The following is a 16,626-nucleotide window of genomic DNA, read 5'->3' as shown; positions in this document are numbered from 1 at the left end:
TCTACGCGAGTTTCAAAGCGGCAACTATCGGCGCGTGGTCCGACAGTTTTGCCCACAGGGTGCCATGCATCACTTGCGCACCTTCCACGTGGAAACCGCGCACATAGATGCGGTCTAGGCGGAACCACGGCAAGGCGGCGGGAAAGGTGCGCGCCGGCACGGGCACGGGGGTTTTCGTCTGGCGCCGCGCCAGGGTGCGCACCAGGTCGCCCAAGGCCGAGTTCGACGCGCGCTGGTCGAACACTTCCACCACGCCGAGCGCATTGCGCAGCTTGTCGCTGAGCGTGTTGCGCCAGTCGTTGAAGTCGCCCGCGATGATGACGGGCTCGCCGTTCGGCGCCGACTCCATGACGGCGTCGATCAGCGCCTGCGTCTGGCGCCCGCGTCCCGATTCGAACAGGCCCAGGTGCACCACGTAGCAGTGCACGTCGGCCTGCGGCGTCTTGAGCACGCAATGCAGGATGCCGCGCTGCTCGTAGGCATGGTCGGAGACGTCGTGGTTGGTTTGCGAGGCGATGGGAAACTTGCTCAGCAAGGCGTTGCCATGGTGGCCATGGTCGTACACGGCGTTCATGCCGTAGGCGGAATGGTGTTCGGCGCCGGCAAAGAACTCATGCTGCGACGCTTCCGGCCAATGCTTGTGGCCGTTTTTCTCGGCGCCAAAGCGGGCCGCATTGCGGTCGTGCTTGCCTTGCACCTCTTGCAGGAAGACGACATCGGCATGAAACAGGGCGATCGCCTGCTTCAATGCGTGGACTCTGGGCAGGCCCCGCACGGAAGAGACGCCCTTGTGGATATTATAAGTTGCTACGCGGATTTTCATGCATTGATTCTACTCCCAGACGGGCCCCGCGCGGCGCCTGCATAGGTGCGCGTGCGCACCTATGGCAGCTTTATCTGCCTGCAACCGACAGCAGCAGACTACTTGCGGCACTGATGCTGCCGACGACGGCGCCTGTCACCCACAAGCCCTTCACCAGGCTGGGCGCGCTGCTCCAGCTGAACGGTCCGCGTCCGCCAGCGAAGAAACGCGGATGCAGTAAAAATCCCAGCATCAGCAAGGGCAAGCCCACCTGCGGCAAGCTGACATGCGGCTGCTCAGGAAAACAGACGGCATACAGGCTGCCACAGACCCAGGACAGGAACAGCACGCTGATCATGCGCTGCCGTAAAGAAAGTTGAGACCAATTCAGCATGCCATCCTCTCGTCATCGCTGACTTTGTTATTTATCCCGAAATGTTGCTGGGCAATCGTTCACTAACGGGCGCTCAGGCCAGCATGCGTCCCACGCCCGCCGTCACGCTGACGATCAGCGCGGTAATGCCGGCCGCCCAGACGATCTTGACCAGCAACGGTGCGCCGCGCCAGGCCACGGTGCGCTTGCCCTTGGCAAACGCGCCCGGATGCAGCAGCCAGCCGATCGCCATCAGCGGCATGCCGATGGGCGGCGTGCGGCCAGGCACGGTGGAGCTGAACAACAGGAAGATAAAGCACAGGCAGAAAACGATGCCCAGGGTACCGAGCAGTTTTTGCTGCGCAGTCAAATGTAACCAGTTCAACATGGAATGCTTTCTAGAAAAATCAGGTGGGGCGCGCCAGGCCCGTCATGGCCGGCAATTGCAGAATCGCTTCCGCATTGGACGACGAGAAACAGCGGTCTGCCGCCGCCAGGTAGGGCAACCACGCGTGCTGCAAGTGTTCGCGGGGACTCAAGGTGATGCCGATGTCGCGCGGCACTTGCACGCTGAACACGTGTTCCGTGTTGCGCGTCACGCCGGGCGCATAGCGGTGGCGCCAGATCGGATAAATCTCGTATACATTCGACAGGTGCCAGTCGCGCAGCGCGATATCGCATCCATCGGCAACGATGCCGGTCTCCTCGAACAGTTCGCGCGCGGCCGTCTGCAGCAGCGGTTCGTCGACGGCATCGACGGAACCCGTCACTGATTGCCAGAAGCCAGGCTGGCCCGCGCGCTCGATCAGCAAGACGTCAAGGTCAGCCGTATGAATGACGACCAGCACGGAAACGGGAATTTTATGGGTCATATCAACAATGAAAAAGGCGCCACGACAGCGCCTTTTTTTGCATAGTGGATCAAACAGCGGCCGCCGGGGCAGCCGCATGCTTCATTACACTACTTTAGGCTCGGCGCTGCGCAAACGGATGTGCAGTTCACGCAATTGCTTCTCGTCCACTTCCGACGGCGCATGGGTCAGCAAGTCTTGCGCGCGCTGGGTTTTCGGGAAGGCGATCACGTCGCGGATCGATTCGGAACCCGTCATCATGGTCACGATACGGTCCAGGCCGAATGCCAGGCCGCCATGCGGTGGCGCGCCGTATTGCAGGGCGTCGAGCAGGAAGCCGAACTTCAGCTGCGCTTCTTCGGCGTCGATCTTCAGTGCACGGAAGACCTTGCTTTGCACTTCTTCGCGGTGGATACGGATAGAACCGCCGCCCAGTTCCCAGCCGTTCAAGACCATGTCGTAGGCCTTGGCGATGCAGGCGCCCGGATCGCTTTCCAGCATGTCTTCATGGCCGTCTTTTGGCGCCGTGAAGGGATGGTGGGTCGCCGTCCAGCGGTCCGCTTCTTCGTCGTGCTCGAACATCGGGAAGTCGACCACCCACAATGGCTTCCACACGTCTTCGAACAGGCCGGCTTTCTTGCCGAACTCGCTGTGACCGATTTTCACGCGCAGCGCGCCGATGGCGTCGTTGACGACCTTGGCCTTGTCCGCGCCGAAGAAGATCAGGTCGCCGTCTTGCGCGCCCGTCTGCTCGAGGATCGTGGCCAGCACGTCGGCAGGCAGGAACTTGACGATCGGCGACTGCAAGCCTTCAGGACCCTTGGCTTTCTCGTTGACCTTGATGTAGGCGAGGCCCTTGGCGCCGTAGATGGCGACGAACTGGGTGTAGGCGTCGATTTCCGAACGGGGCATGCTGCCGCCTTGCGGTACGCGAAGGGCCACCACGCGGCCGCCTTTCATGTTGGCGGCGCCGTTGAAGACCTTGAATTCGACCGACTTCATGACTTCGGTCAAGTCCGTGAAGGCCAGCTTGACGCGCATGTCCGGCTTGTCGGAACCGTACAGGCCCATCGCTTCGGCGAAATCCATCACCGGGAACGGGTTCGGCAAGTCGATGTTCAGGGTGTTCTTGAAAACGACGCGGATCATGTCTTCGAACAGGTCGCGGATTTCCTGTTCCGTCAGGAACGAAGTTTCGCAGTCGATCTGCGTGAATTCAGGCTGGCGGTCGGCGCGCAAGTCTTCGTCGCGGAAGCACTTGGTGATCTGGTAATAACGGTCGAAGTTGGCGACCATCAACAGTTGCTTGAACAACTGTGGCGATTGCGGCAAGGCGAAGAAGCTGCCCGCGTTCACGCGCGACGGCACCAGGTAGTCGCGCGCGCCTTCCGGCGTCGACTTGGTCAGCATCGGCGTTTCGATGTCGATGAAGCCCAGCGCGTCGAGGTACTTGCGCACTTCCATCGTCACCTTGTAGCGCAGGCGCAGGTTGTTTTGCATTTGCGGGCGGCGCAGGTCCAGCACGCGGTGCGTCAGACGCGTCGTTTCCGACAGGTTGTCGTCGTCCAGCTGGAACGGCACGGGAACGGAAGGGTTCAGCACTTCCAGCTCCGAGCAGACCACTTCGATCTTGCCCGACTTCAGGTTGTTGTTGATCGTGCCTTCGATACGGTTGGTCACGACGCCCGTCACGCGCAGGCAGAATTCATTGCGCACGGCTTCGGCGACCTTGAACATCTCCGCTTGTTCCGGGTTGCAGACGATTTGCACCAGGCCTTCACGGTCGCGCAAGTCGATGAAAATCAGACTGCCGTGGTCGCGGCGGCGATGTACCCAGCCGCACAGGCTGACGGTTTGTCCCAGCATGGCTTCGGTAACGAGGCCGCAGTATTCAGTACGCATAGACATAAAATTCTCAGTTCAGGTTAGTGAGTGTTCAATCCGGCCACGTCCCGCATGGGACGCCTGCCTTTATTCTTTGGCTGCCGGGGCCGGTACAGCAACAACTTCCGCAGGCGCCACCACGCCCATCGAGACGATATATTTGAGCGCCGCATCGACGCTCATGTCGAGCTCGACGACATCGCTGCGCTTCATCATCAGGAAAAAGCCTGACGTTGGATTCGGCGTCGTCGGCACGTACACGCTGACATAGTCGCCCACCAGGTGGTTCGCCGCATCGCCGCCCGGCACGCCCGTCAGGAAAGCGATGGTCCAGGAGTTCTGGTGCGGATATGGCACCAGCACGGCCTTGCGGAAGGCATTGCCCGACGGGGAAAACAGGGTATCGGACACTTGCTTGACGCTCGAATACAGGGAATTGACGATGGGTATGCGTTGCAGCAATTTTTCCCACAGTTTCACCACGTAGTTGCCGACCAGGTTATTCGTCAGCAAGCCCGTGAAGAACACGATCAGCACCGTCAATACCGTACCCAGGCCGGGAATGGTGCTCAGCGCGGGAATCTTGTGGCCGAACCAGACGCTGGGCTGCGTACTGCCGGGCACCAGCAACAGCGACTGGTCCATCGTGCTGATCACCAGATTCAGGACCCAGGCCGTAATGGCCAGCGGGACTAGAATCAGTAATCCGGTAATAAAGTATTTACGCATCGGTTTCTCGGTAATGGATCGTATCGGCGCGGCGCGCTTTTCAGTCCGCTTTCGGCGCAGCGGCAGCCGGGGCGGGCGCAGGGGCCGCAGCAGGCGCGCTCTCGGCGGCCGGGGCGGGTTTGGCGTTATCGGCCGGGCCCGTCGGAATGGCAGTGGTGGGCGCCGTGCCGCCGCGGAAATCGGTCGCGTACCAGCCAGTGCCCTTCAATTGGAAACCGGCGGCCGTCAATTGTTTCTTGAAACTGGGCTTGCCGCACGACAGGCACACCGTCAGTACTGGATCGGAGATCTTTTGCAAGACATCCTTGGCAAAACCACACTCGTCACAACGGTAAGCGTAAATCGGCATCTCTACTCCGAGAAAAAACTTCAAAAACCCTGAATTATAAAGCTTTTCCTTTGTCGCCAGCGGAAAATGCCCCGCCCGCTTCAGTCCGCCCGGCGGCGCCAGCTCATCCAGCGCTCCTTGCCGGCGAAGACAGTAATGGAATCATCGACGGCTTCATCGGCCAGGCAGTCGAAATGCGGCGCCAGCAATTCCTGTAGTTTCTCACGTGAAATACCAAATGGCGGCCCCTTGGCATTGTCGTCAAAGAAAAAGTAACCGGCCAGCATGGCGCCCGGCGCCAGCAGCTGCGCCCAGCGGGCCGCTACCTGCGGCCACATGGCGCGCGGCATGGCGCACAGGAAGGCCCGCTCATAGATCAGGTCCAGCGGCGCAACGGGTTCCCAGGCAAAGAAATCCGCTTCCACCACCTGCCCTGCCCGCTCGCCCAGCTGCCCGCGCGCGGCGGCCACGGCGGCCGGCGAAAAGTCGATGGCCGTGGCATCCCAGCCGTGATCGAGCATGAAGACCAGTTCATATGCGGAGCCGCAGCCGGGAATCAGGCAACGCAGCGGCGCCGGACTGCCGGCCACGAAGCGGCGCAGGCGCGACGGCACGCCGCCATGGTCCCAGGGCGTGAATTGCTTCTCGAAACGCTCGTCCCAGAAGGCGGGAGACAGCGGATCGCGGTTATGGAAGTCAGCCATCACTTACGCCCTCAGCGAGTTAAAACGGCAGTTGATGCCAGCGCATGAACACTTGCAAGCCCAGCGCGCCCAGCGCGAAGGCGCCCACGAAGTACACGATAAAGCTCAGCAAGCGGTTCGTCTGGCGTTGCTCCGCCAGCAAGGTTTTCATCAATTCCATATCGTTTTCGCGCGGTTCGCCATGCACGGTCAAGGCCTGGTGCAGCAAGCGCGGCAGTTGCGGGAAGATGTGCGCGTAACGGGGCGCCTCGGCGCGCAGGCGCTCCATGAAGCCTTGCGGTCCCACCTGGTTGCTCATCCATTTTTCCAGGTAGGGCTTGGCCGTTTGCCACAGGTCCAGTTCCGGGTCCAGCTGGCGGCCCAGGCCTTCGATATTGAGCAGGGTCTTTTGCAGCAGCACCAGTTGCGGCTGCACTTCCACGTTGAAGCGGCGCGAGGTCTGGAACAGCCGCAGCAGCACCTGGCCGAACGAGATATCCTTCAGCGGACGATCGAAGATCGGTTCGCAGCAGGCGCGCACGGCCGCTTCCAGCTCATCGACGCGCGTATCCTTGGGCGCCCAGCCCGATTCGATGTGCGCCTCAGCCACGCGCTTGTAGTCGCGGCGGAAGAAGGCGAGGAAGTTTTGCGACAGATAATCCTTGTCGTAGTCGTTCAACGTTCCCACGATGCCGAAGTCGAGCGCGATGTAGCGGCCAAACGAGTCGGGGGCGATCGACACGAGAATATTGCCCGGATGCATGTCCGCATGGAAAAAACCGTCGCGGAACACTTGCGTGAAGAAAATCTCGACGCCATCGCTGGAGAGCTTGCGCAAGTCCACGCCGGCCGCCACCAGGCGCTCGGTCTGCGACACGGGAATGCCATACATGCGTTCCATCACGATGACGCTGCTGGAGCAATAATCCCAGTGCATTTCCGGCACCAGCAGCAAGTCCGAGTTGGCGAAGTTGCGGCGCAGCTGGCTGGCGTTGGCCGCCTCGCGCATCAGGTCCAGCTCGTCGTGCAGGTATTTGTCGAACTCGCCCACCACCTCCTTGGGTTTCAAACGCTTGCTGTCGGCCCACAGGCGGCTGGTCCAGTCGGCGGCGATGTGCATCAGGGCCACGTCTTCGTCGATCAGCTTTTTCATGCCTGGACGCAAGACCTTCACGGCCACTTCGCGGCCGTCTTTCAGGGTGGCGAAGTGCACCTGAGCAATCGAGGCGGACGCCACCGGCTCGCGCTCGAAGCGGGCAAACAGCTGGTCCGGGTGCGCGCCGAGCGACTTGGTGATCTGCGCGATGGCCAGGTCGGAATCGAAGGGCGGCACCCGGTCTTGCAGGCGCGCCAGTTCTTCGGCGATGTCAGGCGGCATCAGGTCGCGCCGGGTCGACAGCACTTGGCCGAACTTGACGAAAATCGGGCCCAGCTCTTCCAGCGCCAGGCGCAGGCGCAGGCCCCGCGGCGACGACAGGTCGCGCCAGAAAATCAGGGTGTCGATCAATTTGGCGGTGCGGGGAACTTGCAGACCAGAAATCGCTATCTCATCCAGGCCGTACTTGATGGAAACACGGATGATTTTAAACAGGCGCAGGAATTTCAATATCATGTAGACAAATCCGGTGAGGAGGGCTGCGGCTGGACGGCGGCGACCGCCTTTTCCAGCCGGGCAAGGCGCTTGGCCAGGCGTTCGACGTCATCGCGCACGCGCGTCACGCCAGCGGAATACTCTTGCAGGGTAGAAGGACGGATCAGCATGGGCTGTTCGTCGAGAAAATATTCGGCCACGTTTTCCGCCAGCTTTTGCTGGCCCGTGCGCACAAAGGCGGCGGCATCTTTCGCACCGGAAACGAGGCGCGCAGCCAGCAAGGGGCCGACGACCTTTTCCAGGTCGTGTTCGGCTTCCCAGCGCAAGCCCTTGCTCAATTGCGAAATCGCATTGGCAAACTCGGCATCGCCTTCGATCTTGACGTAGGAAAACGCCCGCTCGCGGTTTTGCAGGATCAGCGGCACATCGGACAATTTGACGCGGATGGTGACATTGGCCGGCATGTCGGCCGGCGCCGTTTCCAGCATGCCTGCGCTGTCGACGCGCAGGCGCAAGGCCACGGCGCCCGTGTCGATGCAGGCCAGCTTGCCGGCGTGCACGGCCAGCTGCTGGCGCGCCCACGGCTCCTGCGCCAGCAAATGGTTGATAGTCGCGATGACGGGCGTCATCAGGGAGAGATCGGAAAGTGGTGCCATCATGTGCCTGCGCGCCAAACGCGCCCCTAAAAATGAAAAACCGCCCGTAAAACAACGCGGGCGGTTTCGATCTTACCAGTTCAGCAGGAAATATCTGTTAAGCATCATGCATTCCGCATGGACTTAAGCCATTATTCAGCAAGTTTTGACAATTAATTCAATTGCTGGATGCCTGCCAGAACCCAGCCGCTGTTGCCGCTGACGGGTTTCGACATATTCCACACTTCCGCGAACGGTTCGGCCGCCGCGCCCGGCGCCGAACGAATCAGGCCCGTAAACTTCACGCTGGCAAGGTAATCGTTGACGCTCGTCTCGATCCCCAGCAGTTCGGCGTCGATGGTGACGACATCCGTAAAGTCCGGCTGCGCGCCCCGCTCCTGGATTTGCATGCGCAGTTCCGCATACACTTCCGGCGACGTGAATTCGCGGATATCGTTGACGTCGGCCTTGTCCCAGGCCGCTTGCAGGCGAATGAAATTGCTTTTCGCATGGCGCAGGAAAGCATCCTTGTCGAAGTCGCCTGGCACGCCCCATGGCGCGGCAGCCGGGGCCGGCTTGTCCAGGCCGACGCCGGACGAAACGGGTTGCAGCGGCGGCAGCGGCGGGATGCGCGAACCGATCTCGGGCACGTTGCCGGCCGGCGCCGGCTGGTTGCCGAAGCCGGCGAACGGCGCATTGCCGTTGGCGTTATTGTCGCGCTTGCCACGTACCATGCGGTAGATGAAGAAGGCCACGCCGGCCAGCAAGGCCACCATCAGCAGGGTGCTGATCATGCTGGCCAGGGCGCCGCCCAGGCCGAAATGCGACAGCAGCGCGCCCAGGCCCAGGCCCAGCAAGGCGCCGCCCAGCAAGCCCTTCCAGCGGCTAGGCGCCTTGGCGGCAGGCGCCGGTGCGGGGGCTGGCGCAGGCTGCGCCTGGCGTGGTGCGGCGGCCGGCGCCGGGGTTGGTGCCGGCGCAGGCGCCTGGCGGCCCACGTTTTGCGACTGGCGGCCAAACGAACGGCCACCGCCCATGGGACGGGCCAGCGCCTCGCCCAGCATGGATACCGTGGTCGCGGCCAGCATCATGCCGACCATAAATTTCTTCAATTTCATTCCATCTCCTAAAATCACCAACGTTGATGCATTACATCTTGATACCGGTATGCAAAGCGGCTATGCCTGCCGTCAGATTGTAGTACTGCACGCGCTCCAGGCCCGCCGTTTCCATCATGGTCTTCAAGGTTTCCTGGTCCGGGTGCATGCGAATCGATTCTGCCAGGTAGCGATAGCTTTCCGCGTCGCCGGCGATCTTCTGTCCGAACCACGGCAAGACCGAGAACGAATACAGGTCGTACGGTTTTTGCAGGGGCGCGGCCACCTTGGAAAACTCCAGCACCAGCAGCTTGCCGCCCGGTTTCAGCACGCGGCGCATTTCCGCCAGCGCCACATCCTTGTGCGTCATGTTGCGCAGGCCAAAGGCCACGCTGACACGGTCAAAATAATTATCGGGGAATGGCAGTTTTTCCGCGTCACACAACAAGGTGGGGGTGAGCAGGCCGCGATTCAAGAGGCGGTCGCGGCCCACGCGCAACATCGACTCATTGATATCGGTCAGCCAGACTTCGCCGGTAGGCCCCGCCTGTTTGGCGAACGCCTTCGACAGGTCGCCCGTGCCGCCGGCGATATCGAGCACCTTGAAACCGGGGCGCACGCCCGCATTGGCGATGGTGAACGTCTTCCACAGACGGTGCAGCCCGCCCGACATCAAGTCGTTCATCACGTCGTATTTGGCAGCGACGGAATGGAACACCTTGGCGACTTCGCGCACTTTGTCGTCTTCTGCAACTGTTTTGTATCCGAAATGGGTCGTATTGGTCATGGTAGGCAGTCTGTTTGAACTTGGGAGCATTATACAAGCGGCAGGCGCATTTCCCCGTGACGCCGGAGAAGGTATTGCCTTTCCACTGCATTCGCAGCCAGCATGGCCGCCCGGGCATACGCCGCCAGCGCCCCCGGCCGGTCGCCCTGGCGGCGCAGCAAGTCGGCCCGGGCCGCGTGCAGATAATGCGAGTTGGCAAGGCTGGGCACGGTTTCCAGGCGTTCCAGCCACGCCAGGCCGTGCTCGGTGCCATGCGCCATCGCGCAGGCGATCACGGCATTGAGCAGGATCATGGGTTCCGGCTTGTGCCGCAGCAAGGCGCCATACAGGACGCTGATCTGGCGCCAGTCCGTCCGGCTGGCCGTGGGCGCTTGCGCGTGCAAGGCGGCAATCGCCGCCTGCAACTGGTAGGGCCCTGGCACGCCCGCCGGCAAGGCCAGTTCCAACACGGCCAGCCCCTCGGCAATCAAGTCCGCCTGCCACAGGCGGCGGTCCTGCTCTTCCAGGGTCAGCAGATAGCCTTCTGACGAGAGGCGGGCCGGACCGCGCGACGCCTGCAGCAACATCAAGGCCAACAAGCCCTGCACTTCCGGCTGGCCGGGGAGCAGCCGCCCCAGGCGCAGCGCTTCCGCGCACAGGTCCGCGCGCAGCAAAGCATCACCGCCACTGGCGCAATAGCCTTCGCTGAACACCAGGTAAATCACGTGCAGCACTTGCGCCAGCCGCGGCTGCAATTCTTGCTCCGGCGGTAACTCGAAAGGGATACGGGCTTCGGCGATCTTGCGTTTGGCGCGCAATAGGCGCTGCGACAGGGCCGCTTCCGCCACGCCGAAGGCGCGCGCGATCTCGGCCGTGGACAAGCCGCACAGGGTGCGCAGGGCCAGCGCCACCTGCGCCTCGGGCGCCAGCGCGGGATGGCAGCAAATGAACAGCAGCCGCAAACGGTCGTCCCCAATGACGTGCGGCTCTTCCATCTCGGATGCAGGCAAGCGCGACAGCACGGCTTCGGCATCGGTGACGCTCTTGCCCGCGCGGCGCACGTGATCGAGGCCGGCGTTGCGCGCCACGGCACTGAGCCAGGCGGCGGGCTGATCGGGGATGCCCGTGCGCGGCCATAGTTCCAGCGCCTTGCGGCACGCTTCCTGCAGCATATCTTCCGCCAGGCCCAGGTCGCCGAAACGCCGCATCAGGCCGGCCAGCACCCTGCCCCGCTCCTCGCGAAAGATGTGCTCGACGGCCGTAACGGCGTCGCCGGCCATGGTTATGCCGTGACAGGCCGCACTTCGATCGTGCCCAGGGATGCCGCCGGGCAACGCCCGGCCCAGGCCAGCGCCTCGTCCAGGTTGGCGCAGTCCAGCAGATAGTAGCCGCCCAGTTGCTCCTTGGTTTCCGCGAACGGCCCATCCGTGATGATCGGCTTGCCATTTTGCACACGCACGCAGGTGGCGCTGCCCACGGGCGCCAGCTCGGCGCCGCCGCGCAGTACGCCAGCGGCCTCCAGCGCCTGCGTATAGCTGGCAAAGTCGGCCATCAGGCTGGCCATCTGTCCTTCGGGCATCGTTTCATAGCGGGACTCATCGGCGTAGATCAGGATCAGGTATTCCATGGTCTCTTCTCCAAAGAAAAATGCCCGCAAGCGCGGGCATCCATACGACGAATGGGGCGGCGGCAATCCGACAAGCTTACCGCACTATTTTTTCTAAACGCCTAAAAAACCGTAGCGAGCGGAAGCAAGTTGTGGCCGAGAAGCGGAACTGTGCTTGAGCACAGTGAGCATCGGCGGCCGCAAATGGCGACGCGCAGTAGGTTTTTCAGGTGTTTTAATGTTTGTGCCCGCAACTGGGACCGTGCACATGACCGCCGGAAGATTGCTTGACCGTCATGTCGGCCGTGGCGTCGCGGCCGCTGTCGCCCGGGTAGCCGGCGGCTGCCAGGCGATCCAGGTAATCCTGCCACAGGGTCGCTTGTTCCGCGCCCAGCTTGTACAGATAAGCCCAGGTGTACAGGCCGGAATTGTGGCCATCGCTGAAGGTCGGCTGCACGGCATAGTTGCCGACAGGCTCAAGACCCGTGATGCCGACCAGGCGCTTGCCTAATTGCAAGGTTTCCTGGCCCTTGCCATGGCCCTGCACTTCGGCCGATGGCGAGTACACGCGCAGGTATTCGAACGGCAGCGCAAATGTGCTGCCATCGTCGAACGCCACGTCGAGCACGCGCGACTGGTTGTGCACGGTCAAGCCGGTCGGTTGGGGTGTTGCTGCTTTTTCAGTCATGTCGATAATTTATGCGGATAAACGTTGAAGGATGGCGGCGCGCAAGGCCGGCAACAGGGCGCGGCGCGCGGCCAGCACCTCGGGCGCCGTCTCGCGCTGGACCACCGCCCAACTGGGGTTCGGGAAATGCGCGTCGTCGCGGTAGCGGGGAATCACGTGCCAGTGCACATGCGGCGTCATGTTGCCGAAACTGGCCACGTTGACCTTTTCCGGCGCCATCACTTCGCGCACGGCCAGCTCGACTTGCCACACGACTTCCATCACGTAATTGCGCTCGCCGGGAGTCAAGTCCGTCATTTCCTTCACGTGCTTGTTCCAGATCACGCGGCAAAAGCCGGGGTAGGCAGGGTCGTCGACGGCCACCACGGACAATCGCTCGCTGCGCCACAGCAAGGTTTCACAACCCTGCTTCTTGGCAAAACCATCGAGCAACTGACACAGATCGCAAGGCGCGGACATTACACGAGCACCCGTTCGATGCCGCCGTCATTGGCGCGTTTCACGTAATCCGGCATCCAGTTCTCTCCCAGCAAGTGTTTGGCGATCTCGACGACGATGTAGTCGGCCGTCGTGCCCGAATCGTCATTGTAGCGCGACAAGCCTTGCAGGCACGACGGGCAGCTGGTGAGGATTTTGACGTCGCCCGTAAAGCCGTCGCCGCGCAGCTTGTCGGCGCCCTTGACCATCTCTTCTTCCTTGCGGAAACGCACTTGCGTGGAAATGTCGGGGCGCGTGACGGCCAGGGAACCCGATTCGCCGCAGCAACGGTCATTCTTCTCGATCTTCACGTTGTCTACCGTGCTGATCAGGGAGTTGATGGTCTTGCCCGATTCCTGCAGCTTCATCGGATTGTGGCATGGCTCGTGATACATATAACGGGTGCCGTTCACGCCTTCCAGCTTGACGTTTTTCTCCAGCAAATACTCATGGATATCCATGATGCGGCAGCCAGGGAAAATCTTTTCAAACTGATACGTTGCCAGCTGATCATAGCAGGTACCGCACGAGACGAGCACCGTCTTGATGTCCAGGTAATTGAGCGTGTTGGCCATGCGGTGGAACAGGACGCGGTTGTCCGTCATCATCTTCTCGGCCTTGTCGAACTCGCCCGCGCCCCGCTGCGGATAACCGCAGCACAGGTAGCCCGGCGGCAAGACCGTCTGCACGCCCACTTCCCACAGCATCGCCTGCGTGGCCAGGCCCACTTGCGAGAACAAACGTTCCGAACCGCAACCAGGGAAGTAGAACACGGCTTCCGTATCGGCCGTCGTCGTCTTCGGATTGCGGATGATCGGGATGACCTTGTCGTCTTCGATGTCGAGCAGCGCGCGCGCCGATTTCTTCGGCAGGTTGCCCGGCATCTTCTTGTTGATGAAATGGATCACCTGCGCCTTGACGGGCGGCTTGCCGGTCGATGGCGGCGGCGCCTTGGTTTGCTTCTTGGCAAACTTCTTCAGCAAGTCGTGGCCCAGGCGCTGCGCCTTGTAACCCCAGCCGATCATGACCTTGCGCGTGGCGTTGATGGTCACGGGATCGGTGGCGTTGAGGAACATCATCGTCGCCTTGGTGCCCGGATTAAAACTCTTCTTGTCCATCTTGCGCAGCAAGTTGCGCATGTTCATCGACACGTCGCCGAAGTCGATGTTGACGGGGCAAGGCGTGACGCATTTATGGCAGACCGTGCAGTGGTCGGCCACGTCCTCGAACTCTTCCCAATGCTTGATGGAAATACCGCGGCGCGTCTGTTCTTCGTAGAGGAAGGCTTCGATCAGGGACGAGGTCGCCAAGATCTTGTCGCGCGGCGAGTACAGCAAGTTCGCGCGCGGCACATGCGTCGAGCATACGGGTTTGCATTTGCCGCAACGCAAGCAATCCTTGACGCTGTCGGCGATGGCGCCGATATCGCTTTGCTGCATGATCAAGGATTCGTGGCCCATCAGGCCGAACGATGGCGTATAGGCATTGCGCAAGTCGGCGCCCATGCCCGGCAGGTTCAGCAGTTTTCCCTTGTTGAAACGGCCTTCCGGATCGATGCGCTGCTTGTAGCTGCGGAACTCGCCGATCTCTTCTTCCGTCAGGAATTCCAGCTTGGTGATGCCGATACCGTGCTCGCCGGAAATGACGCCATTGAGCGAGCGGGCCAGGATCATGATGCGGCCCACCGCTTCGTGGGCGTCCTGCAGCATTTCGTAATTGTCCGAGTTGACGGGCAAGTTCGTGTGCACGTTGCCATCGCCCGCGTGCATGTGCAGCGCGACGAACACGCGGCTACGCAAGATGCGCGCATGAATCGCCGTGGCCTCGTCGAGGATCAGCTTGAAGGCGGCGCCGTTGAAGATCTGGCGCAGCTGGGCGCGGATTTCCTGCTTCCAGGTAATACGCACGGTGCGGTCCTGCACCACGTCGAACAGGGTGGCGTTCGGCTGCGTTTCCAGGCGCGCCTCGAAGACGGGCAACAAGCGCTCCATGCCCAGTTCCGCCAGTTCACCCTGCACGTCCGCCAGCGGACGGTCCAGCTGGGCCAGCAGATAGGTCCAGCGTGCCGTCACTTGCGCCAACAGCTGCTGCGCCTGCTCGGCGCGGTCGCCCAGCATTTCCGCATCGTCGACGCGGTCATCGGATGCATCGTCGCTCTTGCCTACTGGCAAGTTACCCTTGCCAAAGAATGCGCTCAAGGCGTCGGCCAGTTGCAGCTTGTTCTTGATCGACAACTCGATATTGATGCGTTCGATGCCATCCGTGTATTCGCCCATGCGGTTCAGGGGAATGACGACGTCTTCATTGATTTTAAAAGCGTTCGTGTGCTTGGCGATCGCCGCCGTGCGGGCGCGGTCGAGCCAGAATTTCTTGCGCGCTTCCGGGCTGACGGCGACAAAACCTTCGCCCACGCGGGTGTTGGCGATGCGCACCACTTCCGACGCCGCTTGCGCGACGGCGTTTTCATCGTCGCCGACGATGTCGCCGAACAGGGCCATCTTCGGCAGCACGCCGCGCTTCGACTTGGTGGCGTAGCCGACGGCGCGCAGGTAGCGCTCGTCCAGATGTTCGAGGCCCGCCAGGCGGATGCTCGTGTATTGCTCGCCCTTGGCCGGCAAACCGTCGAGGTAATCCTTGATTTCCACGATCGACGGGATCGCGTCGCGCGCCTGGCCAAAGAATTCCAGGCAGACGGTGCGGGCGAATTTCGGCATCTTGTGCAAAATCCAGCGCGCCGACGTAATGAGACCGTCGCAGCCTTCCTTCTGGATGCCCGGCAAGCCGGCGAGGAATTTGTCCGTCACGTCCTTGCCCAGGCCTTCCTTGCGGAATTTACGGCCAGGAATTTCCAGGATTTCCGTCTTGAACGGCGCGTTCGGTTTTGTGGCGTCGCGCGTGCTCGGGTGACGCCATTCCAGCTGGAAACGTGCCAGCGCGATATCGTGGATCTTGCCCAGGTTATGGTCGAGGCGAGTCACGTCGAGCCAGTCGCCGTTCGGGTCGACCATGCGCCACGACGCCAGGTTATCGAGCGCCGTGCCCCACAGTACGGCCTTCTTGCCGCCCGCATTCATGGCGACGTTGCCGCCGATGCAAGAAGCATGCGCCGACGTCGGGTCGACGGCAAACACGAAACCGGCCTTTTCCGCCGCTTCCGAGACCTTGTTCGTGATCACGCCCGCGCCCGAATTGATCGTCGCGTATTCGTGGCTCAATCCCGGCAAGACCGTCATTTCCACGGCGCCCAGGGTGATCAGTTTTTCCGTGTTGATGACGGCCGACATGGGCGTCAATGGAATCGCGCCGCCCGTGTAACCGGTGCCGCCGCCGCGCGGGATGATGGTCAGCCCCAGCTCGATACAGCCCTTGACCAGGCCCGCCATTTCCTCTTCCGTGTCGGGCGTGAGCACGACGAACGGGTATTCCACGCGCCAGTCGGTGGCGTCCGTCACGTGCGACACGCGCGTCATGCCGTCGAAGCGCACATTGTGTTTTTCCGTGTAGCGGCCCAGCACCTTGACCGTGCGCTTGCGCAAATCGTAGGTCTGGCGGAATTCGTCGCCAAAGTCGGCCACTGCCTTGCTGGCCGCTTTCAGCAGCAGCTCGACGTTGCGGCTGCGCGCCTGCGCCACTTCCGGCGTCTCGCCGCTGGCGGCCACGTCGCCGCCGGCCGCATCGATGGACAGGCGGCGCTTGTCGACTTCGGCCAGACGGTGATGCAAGGCATCGATCAAGCCCTGGCGGCGCTTCGGATTGTCGAGCAAGTCATCCTGCAGATAGGGGTTGCGGCGCACCACCCAGATATCGCCCAGCACCTCGTACAGCATGCGGGCCGAACGGCCCGTCTGGCGGGCGCCGCGCAGCTCGTCGAGCAGGCGCCAGGAGTCCTCCCCCAACAGGCGTATGACGATCTCGCGATCGGAAAACGACGTGTAGTTATACGGGATTTCGCGCAGGCGGCTTGCTGCGGGACCATTCGGCGTTTCTGCCAGTAAAGCTTGGATTTGTGCGGGAGCGTTCATGGAGTGTGGTGACGGTGTGGACTGGACCCTAAAGGTGCATTTTATCTTATTGCGCCGCACCATGCGGGAACAGCCTTATGCCGCCCAAGGTTTAAGC

At 61.9% G+C, this 16,626-nt stretch carries 17 protein-coding genes; all 17 read right to left on the bottom strand.

What is annotated here, in order from left to right:
• Position 1: 1 nt before the first annotated feature.
• A complete protein-coding gene (locus ACQ4W4_RS19600; protein ID WP_070221632.1) occupies positions 2-823 on the bottom strand; it encodes an endonuclease/exonuclease/phosphatase family protein in 822 nt (273 codons plus the stop codon).
• Positions 824-893: 70 nt separating this feature from the next.
• Positions 894-1,196, bottom strand: a complete 303-nt coding sequence (locus tag ACQ4W4_RS19595; RefSeq protein WP_436543358.1) for a hypothetical protein — start codon at positions 1,194-1,196, stop codon at positions 894-896.
• 73 nt (positions 1,197-1,269) lie between these two features.
• Complete coding sequence (locus ACQ4W4_RS19590; protein ID WP_046682130.1) at positions 1,270-1,563, bottom strand: hypothetical protein; 294 nt, start codon at positions 1,561-1,563, stop codon at positions 1,270-1,272.
• A gap of 19 nt (positions 1,564-1,582) precedes the next feature.
• A complete protein-coding gene (nudB, locus tag ACQ4W4_RS19585; protein ID WP_436543357.1) occupies positions 1,583-2,047 on the bottom strand; it encodes a dihydroneopterin triphosphate diphosphatase in 465 nt (154 codons plus the stop codon).
• Positions 2,048-2,131: 84 nt separating this feature from the next.
• Positions 2,132-3,928 (bottom strand): aspartate--tRNA ligase, encoded by a 1,797-nt coding sequence (aspS, locus tag ACQ4W4_RS19580; protein ID WP_070221635.1) that lies wholly within the window; start codon positions 3,926-3,928, stop codon positions 2,132-2,134.
• 69 nt (positions 3,929-3,997) lie between these two features.
• Positions 3,998-4,639 (bottom strand): DUF502 domain-containing protein, encoded by a 642-nt coding sequence (locus tag ACQ4W4_RS19575; protein ID WP_070292364.1) that lies wholly within the window; start codon positions 4,637-4,639, stop codon positions 3,998-4,000.
• Between the two features lie 40 nt (positions 4,640-4,679).
• Complete coding sequence (locus ACQ4W4_RS19570; RefSeq protein WP_077398979.1) at positions 4,680-4,988, bottom strand: FmdB family zinc ribbon protein; 309 nt, start codon at positions 4,986-4,988, stop codon at positions 4,680-4,682.
• Between the two features lie 80 nt (positions 4,989-5,068).
• The gene (locus tag ACQ4W4_RS19565) at positions 5,069-5,671 is read right to left on the bottom strand and encodes a methyltransferase (protein ID WP_436543356.1); all 603 of its coding nucleotides are present in this window, start codon (positions 5,669-5,671) and stop codon (positions 5,069-5,071) included.
• Positions 5,672-5,690: 19 nt separating this feature from the next.
• The gene (gene ubiB / locus ACQ4W4_RS19560; RefSeq protein ID WP_436543355.1) at positions 5,691-7,262 is read right to left on the bottom strand and encodes a ubiquinone biosynthesis regulatory protein kinase UbiB; all 1,572 of its coding nucleotides are present in this window, start codon (positions 7,260-7,262) and stop codon (positions 5,691-5,693) included.
• Positions 7,259-7,897, bottom strand: coding sequence for a ubiquinone biosynthesis accessory factor UbiJ (locus ACQ4W4_RS19555; protein ID WP_436543448.1), 639 nt, complete (start codon positions 7,895-7,897; stop codon positions 7,259-7,261). Before ACQ4W4_RS19555 ends, ubiB begins: the two co-directional genes overlap by 4 nt.
• A gap of 152 nt (positions 7,898-8,049) precedes the next feature.
• Positions 8,050-8,991, bottom strand: a complete 942-nt coding sequence (locus ACQ4W4_RS19550; RefSeq protein WP_436543354.1) for a Tim44 domain-containing protein — start codon at positions 8,989-8,991, stop codon at positions 8,050-8,052.
• Between the two features lie 31 nt (positions 8,992-9,022).
• Positions 9,023-9,757, bottom strand: a complete 735-nt coding sequence (ubiE, locus tag ACQ4W4_RS19545; protein WP_034753359.1) for a bifunctional demethylmenaquinone methyltransferase/2-methoxy-6-polyprenyl-1,4-benzoquinol methylase UbiE — start codon at positions 9,755-9,757, stop codon at positions 9,023-9,025.
• Positions 9,758-9,786: 29 nt separating this feature from the next.
• Positions 9,787-11,016: an RNA polymerase sigma factor gene (locus ACQ4W4_RS19540; RefSeq protein WP_436543353.1), complete on the bottom strand. Its 1,230-nt coding sequence runs from the start codon at positions 11,014-11,016 to the stop codon at positions 9,787-9,789.
• Positions 11,017-11,018: 2 nt separating this feature from the next.
• A complete protein-coding gene (locus ACQ4W4_RS19535; RefSeq protein ID WP_436543352.1) occupies positions 11,019-11,363 on the bottom strand; it encodes a YciI family protein in 345 nt (114 codons plus the stop codon).
• Positions 11,364-11,577: 214 nt separating this feature from the next.
• A complete protein-coding gene (locus ACQ4W4_RS19530; RefSeq protein ID WP_436543351.1) occupies positions 11,578-12,030 on the bottom strand; it encodes a gamma-butyrobetaine hydroxylase family protein in 453 nt (150 codons plus the stop codon).
• Between the two features lie 9 nt (positions 12,031-12,039).
• On the bottom strand, positions 12,040-12,489 hold the full coding sequence (locus ACQ4W4_RS19525) for an HIT family protein (protein ID WP_436543350.1): 450 nt from the start codon (positions 12,487-12,489) through the stop codon (positions 12,040-12,042).
• Positions 12,489-16,529, bottom strand: coding sequence for a DUF3683 domain-containing protein (locus tag ACQ4W4_RS19520; RefSeq protein WP_436543349.1), 4,041 nt, complete (start codon positions 16,527-16,529; stop codon positions 12,489-12,491). Before ACQ4W4_RS19520 ends, ACQ4W4_RS19525 begins: the two co-directional genes overlap by 1 nt.
• Between the last annotated feature and the right edge of the window lie 97 nt (positions 16,530-16,626).

This window comes from Janthinobacterium glycogeni, assembly GCF_051380725.1.
Classification (GTDB): domain Bacteria; phylum Pseudomonadota; class Gammaproteobacteria; order Burkholderiales; family Burkholderiaceae_D; genus Janthinobacterium.
Note: the sequence above shows the minus strand (reverse complement) of the source record. Positions and strands in the feature narration are given on the sequence as shown.